The 6,583-nt window shown below is 68.5% G+C and carries 6 protein-coding genes; 4 read left to right on the forward strand and 2 right to left on the reverse strand.

What is annotated here, in order from left to right:
• Nucleotides 1–5 precede the first annotated feature (5 nt).
• Nucleotides 6–872: a PHP domain-containing protein gene (locus LVY72_RS12920; protein ID WP_237821448.1), complete on the reverse strand. Its 867-nt coding sequence runs from the start codon at nucleotides 870–872 to the stop codon at nucleotides 6–8.
• Between the two features lie 35 nt (nucleotides 873–907).
• Here LVY72_RS12920 and LVY72_RS12925 point away from each other — a divergent pair, with 35 nt between their 5' ends.
• Nucleotides 908–2,464, forward strand: coding sequence for an aminopeptidase P family protein (locus LVY72_RS12925; RefSeq protein WP_237821450.1), 1,557 nt, complete (start codon nucleotides 908–910; stop codon nucleotides 2,462–2,464).
• A gap of 76 nt (nucleotides 2,465–2,540) precedes the next feature.
• Here the strand turns inward: LVY72_RS12925 and LVY72_RS12930 are convergent, their stop codons facing one another.
• A complete protein-coding gene (locus LVY72_RS12930; RefSeq protein WP_237821452.1) occupies nucleotides 2,541–3,350 on the reverse strand; it encodes a YflT domain-containing protein in 810 nt (269 codons plus the stop codon).
• A 141-nt stretch (nucleotides 3,351–3,491) separates the two neighbouring features.
• Here LVY72_RS12930 and LVY72_RS12935 point away from each other — a divergent pair, with 141 nt between their 5' ends.
• From LVY72_RS12935 to LVY72_RS12945, 3 genes are read left to right on the forward strand one after another with little or no spacing between them, the layout of a single operon-like run.
• Nucleotides 3,492–4,778, forward strand: coding sequence for a magnesium transporter MgtE N-terminal domain-containing protein (locus LVY72_RS12935; protein WP_237821454.1), 1,287 nt, complete (start codon nucleotides 3,492–3,494; stop codon nucleotides 4,776–4,778).
• On the forward strand, nucleotides 4,771–5,400 hold the full coding sequence (locus LVY72_RS12940) for a DUF1003 domain-containing protein (RefSeq protein ID WP_237821456.1): 630 nt from the start codon (nucleotides 4,771–4,773) through the stop codon (nucleotides 5,398–5,400). Before LVY72_RS12935 ends, LVY72_RS12940 begins: the two co-directional genes overlap by 8 nt.
• A gap of 2 nt (nucleotides 5,401–5,402) precedes the next feature.
• On the forward strand, nucleotides 5,403–6,533 hold the full coding sequence (locus tag LVY72_RS12945; protein ID WP_237821458.1) for an Mrp/NBP35 family ATP-binding protein: 1,131 nt from the start codon (nucleotides 5,403–5,405) through the stop codon (nucleotides 6,531–6,533).
• Nucleotides 6,534–6,583: the final 50 nt, after the last annotated feature.

The raw sequence follows: 6,583 nt of genomic DNA on the forward strand, positions 1-6,583 counted from the left end.
GAAGGCTAACCGGCGGCGGCCCGTCCGGGCAGGAACGCTTCGGCCCCGGTGCCCTGTTCCAGGATCCGGTACAGGACTGCCTCCGCGGTGGTGTTCTCGCCCAGCCGGTTCGGCTTGCCGGTGCCGTGGTAGTCGCTGGAACCGGTGACGAACAGGCTGTGTTCCGCCGCGAACCGGCGCAGCCAGGCCTGTCCTTCCGGCGGATTGTCCCGGTGGTCCGCCTCAACGCCGGCCAGGCCGGCGTCGACCATCCGGCGGAAGACCTCCTCGCCCACCACCCGGCCGCGGCTGCTGGCCACCGGATGGGCGAAGACCGGCACTCCCCCGGCCTGGCGGACCATGCCGACGACGAGGGCCGGGTCCGGCGCGTAGTGGGTGACGTAATAGCGCGAATGCGACGTGAGGATGTTGGCGAAGGCCTCGCTGCGGTCCGCCACGATGCCCGCCGCCACCAGGGCGTCGGCGATGTGCGGCCGGCCGATGGTGGCCCCGTGCCCGACATGGGCGTGGACGTCCTCCCAGGTAATGGGAAAATCCTCCGCGAGCAGCTCCACCATCCGCTCGGCGCGGGTCACCCGTGCCTCGCGGGCCTTGGAAATTTCCGCCAGCAGGCCCGGATGGTGCGGATCCTGCAGGTAGGCAAGGACATGCACGCTGATGCCGTCGCCGGTCCGGCAGGAAATCTCCATCCCGGGAACGAAGCCGATGCCCAGTTCCCGCGCCGCCGCCCCGGCGTCCGCCCACCCTGCGGTCGTGTCGTGGTCGGTCAGCGCGACGACATCAAGGCCGGCGTCGATGGCGGCCCTAATGACATCGGCGGGGGGCTCGGTGCCGTCCGAAACCCGCGAATGGGTATGCAGGTCAATCCTCACAACCCCAATGTACGCCCCCGTGAGACCATGGACGGGTGAGCAGACAGCAGAATCAGGACAGCCACGCCGACGTTCAGCCGCTCGAGGACCGTGTGAACAACCGTTCCCAGCGTCCCGAATCACAGGCATTCAAGGATTTCATGGGGTCCGCCTGGGCCCCTGCCGACACCGAGGCGGTACCCCGGGCGGAGGTGGCCGGGTATGCTGCCCGCCGCCGCCTGGCCATCTCCCAAAAGTTTCCGGGCGAGCGGCTCGTCATTCCCGCCGGGCCGCTGAAGGTCCGGTCCAATGACACCGACTACCGGTTCCGGCCGCATTCGGGTTTCGCGCATCTGACCGGGCTGGGCCTGGACCACGAGCCCGACGCCGTGCTGGTGATGGAGCCGGTGTCCCCGGGGACCGGGGACACCGGCGGCAACCACCTGGCCAGCCTGTACTTCCGCCCGCTGTCCGGGCGCGAATCGCCCGAGTTCTATGCCAACGCCCGCTACGGCGAATTCTGGATCGGACCCCGGCCCACCCTGGCCGGGCTGCAGCAGCAGCTGGACCTGCCCACGGCAGAGCTGGACGAGCTGGAGGTCGCGGTGACCAAGGACGCCGGCGTCGTCGCGATCGGGGGCATGCGCATCCGGCTGCTGCGGGACGTGGACCTGAACGTCGACGCCTTGGTGGATACCTCCCGGATCAACACCGGCGTGGATCTGGAGGAATCCGACAATCTTGACGCCGAGCTCTCCGAGGCCCTCTCGGAGCTGCGGCTGCGCAAGGACGAGTGGGAGGTGGGCCAGCTGAAGAAGGCCGTCGCCGCCACCGTCAACGGCTTCCGCGAGGTGGTCAAGGTGCTGCCGCGGGCCATGGCCCACGAACGCGGCGAGCGTGTGGTGGAGGGCGCGTTCTTCGCGCGGGCCCGCGAGGAGGGCAACGATCTGGGCTACGACACCATCGCTGCCGCGGGCAACAATGCCACCATCCTGCACTGGATCCGCAACAATGGCCGCGTCCGTGCCGGGGACCTGCTGCTGCTGGACGCCGGCGTCGAGGCTGATTCGCTCTACACGGCCGATGTGACCCGCACGATCCCGATCAACGGCGCCTTCACCCCGGTCCAGCGCAGGATCTACCAGGCAGTGCTGGACGCCGCCGATGCGGGTTTCGCCGCGGCCCGGCCCGGCGCCAAGTTCCGTGATGTGCATGCGGCCGCAGTGAAGGTCCTGGCCGAGCGGCTGGACGAGTGGGGCCTGCTGCCGGTACCGCTCGAGGTGGCGCTTTCCGAGGAGGGCCAGCACCACCGCCGCTGGATGCCGCACGGCACCAGCCACCATCTGGGCCTGGACGTGCACGACTGCGCCCAGGCCCGCCGCGAGCTCTATCTGGACGGGCTGCTGGCCGAAGGCATGGTCTTCACGATCGAACCCGGACTCTACTTCAAGGCCGAAGACCTGGCCATTCCGGAGGAGTACCGCGGGATCGGCGTGCGGCTCGAGGACGACATCCTGATGACCGCCGGCGGCCCGGTCAACCTGAGCGCGGCGCTGCCGCGCACCCCGGACGACGTCGAGTCCTGGATGGCGGGCATCTACGCCGGCGAATGATCCACTAGTCCTGAAAAGGCCGGGGCCGCGCCTGACGGCGCGGCCCCGGCCTTATGAGTCTTGTCCAGGCTGATTCTCAGTCCTGCCTGGGCTCTTCCCGGCCTTCGGTGCCGGACTTGCGCTCCGCGGCCGGCTCCTGCGTGGCTGCCGGCTGCTGCGGGAGCCGGACACCGAACTGCGGCCGGCCGTCCGGCAGGTCCGGGTAGCTGCCGCCGACCGGGACCCCGGGCGGAACCTGCTCTGGCTGGGTCCCGGCATGTTCTGCCGGGCCGCCCTGACCGCCGGTTGCCTGCTGGCGGTCCCGGGCAAAAGGATCCTCACCCCACTGGGCGGGCCGTTGGGGCTGCTGCGGAGCCTGGCCATAGCCATGCGGCGGCTGGCCGGCCCGAACCGTGCCGGTCACCGGCAACTGGGCGGCCAGCCGGTGCGCTTCATTGGCGACCTCGGAGGCGACCACCACGTCGTAGCTGGTGGCGATGACCTGGTTGGTGGAGGTGAAGTCCCGCTTGCCGCGCTGCAGGGCGTAGCTGATGATGCCAAAAAGCATCCAGAACGCCGCACCCATGGCGATCGAGGACAGGACCGGACCGTAGTTCGGCGTATTGCCGAACAGCATCAGCAGCAGGCCGACGAACAGGCCGAACCATGCACCCGTGGCGGCGCCGGAGAGTGCCACCCGCGGGTAGCTCAGGCGGCCGGTGACGCGCTCCACCGTTTTGAGGTCGTTGCCGATAATCGACACATGCTGGACGGGGAAGTTCTGGTCCGCCAGGTAGTCAACCACCTTCTGGGCATCAAGATAGGACCGATAGTTTCCGACCAGCTGCCCTTCAGGCAGTGCACGGCCCAGATCCCGCGCGTCGGAACGGCCAAGCATGCTCGACATATCCTTATTCTCCACCATTCCCACCGCGCCTTCGGTGCGCCGGAGCAAGGTATCGCTGCTGGTGAACACGCGGAACTCCGCCACGCGGCGGCCGGACGCTTCCACTGCGCACACCGGGCCGGGACCACGTAGCCTAATGGGGTGAGCACCAATTCAACCCGAGTCTTTGTCGCGCGCCTGCTGGGACTGGACGTCTTCGATCCGCTCGGCGACCGCCTGGGCCGGCTGCGCGACGTCGTCGTGCTGGACCGCGGCCCGGTCAAGCCGCCGCTGGTTGTCGGCATCGTGGTCGAGGTGCCGGGCAAGAAACGCGTCTTCGTGCCCATGACGCGCATTACCTCGATGGATGCCGGGCAGATCATCTGCACCGGACTGGTCAACCTGCGCCGCTTCGAGCAGCGCGGCGCCGAAATGCTGGTGATGGCCGAGATGTTCGACCGCCGGGTCATCCTGGCCGACGGCAGCGGCAGCGCCACCATCGAGGACATCGGGATGGAACAGGTCCGGAACGGGGACTGGTACGTCTCCCAGCTCTTCGTCCGGCGCGGACACTCGATGTCCCCGCTGCGCAGCCTGCGGCGGAACGAGACCCTGATCGTGGACTGGAACGAGGTCCAACAGGGCGGCCGGAACGAACCCCAGGCTGCCACCACGTTCGTGGCCAGCCACGAGGACCTGAAGCCGGCGGACTTTGCCGAGGCCCTGCATGAAATGAATGACAAGCGCCGCCTCGAAGTCGCCAGCGAACTCCAGGACGAGCGTCTGGCCGACGTGCTGCAGGAACTGCCCGATGATGATCAGGTCCAGATCCTGTCCTCGCTCGACCTGGAACGTGCCGCGGACGTGCTGGAGGAAATGGACCCGGACGACGCCGCCGATCTGCTCGCGGAACTGCCCGAGGACCAGAAGGAGCAGCTGCTGCAGCTGATGGAGCCGGAAGAGGCCGAGGACGTCCGCCGGCTCATGCAGTACGAGGAGAACACTGCCGGCTCCATCATGACTCCGGTACCGGTGATCCTGCCGCCGGAGGCCACCGTGGCCGAGGCGCTGGCGCATGTGCGGCGCGAGGAGCTGACCCCGGCCCTAGCCTCGGCCATTTTTGTCTGCCGCCCGCCGCTGGAAACGCCCACCGGACGCTACCTCGGCGTCGTCCACATCCAGCAGCTGCTGCGCTTTCCGCCGCCGGAAGCCCTGGGCAACATCGTTGATTCGGACCTCGAACCCATCTCGGACCATGCGGCCGTCAGCGAGGTGGCGCGGACGCTGGCCACCTACAACCTGAACGCGGTGGCTGTGGTCAACGACGCCGGCCGGCTTGTCGGTGCGGTGACCGTCGACGACGTCCTGGACCAGCTGCTGCCGGATGACTGGCGGGCCCAGGAGGGTGAACCGCCGCAGACGATGACTGGAGGTGCTCGCCGTGGCTGAGCCCAAGAAGACCGGCGGCCTGGACACTCCGCGCGAAGCCCGTGCGCGGCTGCTGCCCCGATTGACCCCGAATCCCGATGCTTTCGGCAAGGCCACGGAGAAATTCGCCCGTTTCATGGGTACTCCGCAGTTCCTGGTGTGGATGTCCGTCTTCTGCATCGTCTGGCTGGGCTGGAATACGTTTGGCCCGGAGCCGCTGCGCTTTGACAGCGCTGCCCTGGGCTTCACCGCGCTGACCCTGATGCTCTCGCTGCAGGCTTCCTACGCCGCACCGCTGCTGCTGCTGGCCCAGAACCGGCAGGACGACAGGGACAAGGTGACCCTGCAGCAGGACCGCCAGCGGGCCGAACGCAACCTCTCGGACACCGAGTACCTCACCCGCGAACTGGCGGCCCTGCGGATAGCCCTGCGTGAAGTGGCCACCCGCGACTTTGTCCGCAGCGAGCTGCGCAGCGTGCTGGAGGAACTGCTCGAAGAGGACCGCGAACGGCGGCCGGCACGCAAGAACAGGAAGAAGAAGGCCGGGGACGCCACGATGAGCCTGCCGCGCGTTGACGCTGCGCCGGACGAATTGCAGGACCTGAGGAATGCCTCCGACCAGGTGGCAGGATCGGAGCCGTAACGGTGGTGGAAGTAACGACGCAGGCCGTGCGCGAGGCATTGGGCCAGGTCCTGGATCCGGAGCTCAGGCGGCCGATCGCCGACCTCGGCATGCTCAAGGACGTCCTGGTCGACGACGCCGGCAATGTCACCGTCCAGGTCCTGCTGACCATCGCCGGCTGTCCGCTGCGGCAGACCATCACCGGCGACGTCGAACGGGCCATCGCCGGTATGGACGGCGCCACCTCGGTCAGTGTGCAGCTGGAAGTCATGACGCCCGAACAGCGCCAGGCGCTCAAGGAGCGGCTGCGTGGACCGGGAGCGGCCCGGGGCATTCCGTTTAATGCCCCGGGCTCGCTGACCCGCGTCTATGCGGTGGCCAGCGGCAAGGGTGGTGTGGGCAAGTCCAGCATCACGGTGAACCTGGCCTGTGCGATGGCGGCCCGCGGGCTGCGCGTAGGCATCATCGACGCGGACGTGCACGGTTTCTCGGTGCCCGGCCTGATGGGGATCACGCAGCCGCCCACCAGGGTGGACGAGATGATCCTGCCGCCGGTCGCCTACGGGGTGAAAACCATCTCCATCGGCATGTTCGTCACCGGCAACCAGCCGGTGGCCTGGCGGGGACCGATGCTGCACCGGGCCCTGGAACAGTTCCTGACCGACGTGTACTTCGGCGACCTGGACGCCCTGTTCCTGGACCTGCCCCCGGGCACCGGGGACGTGGCGATTTCGGTCGCCCAGCTGCTGCCGGCGTCGGAAATCCTGGTGGTCACCACCCCGCAGGCTGCTGCCGCCGAGGTCGCCGAACGGGCCGGTTCCATCGCGGCCCAAACGGGCCAGCGGGTGGCCGGTGTGATCGAAAACATGTCCTGGCTCGAGTTCGCGGACGGTTCCCGGATGGAAATCTTCGGCACCGGCGGCGGCGAGTCGGTGGCCGAGCGTCTGGCGGAAACCCTGGGGACTCCCATCCCCCTGCTGGGCAGCATTCCGCTGGAACCGCGGTTGCGCGAAGGCGGCGATACCGGCCGGCCGATCGTGCTGTCCGCAGAGGAATCGGCCGCAGCCGAGACGCTGCGCGGCATTGCCGGCACACTTGCCGCCCGACCGCGGGGCCTGGCCGGGCGTCCTCTGGGAGTAACGCCCCGCAGCTAACCCTCCCCCACCCCACCCATCGACTGGATACATAACGCCCTTTCCAGCCG

Source organism: Arthrobacter hankyongi, assembly GCF_022012395.1.
In the GTDB taxonomy this organism is placed as follows: Bacteria; Actinomycetota; Actinomycetes; order Actinomycetales; family Micrococcaceae; genus Crystallibacter; species Crystallibacter hankyongi.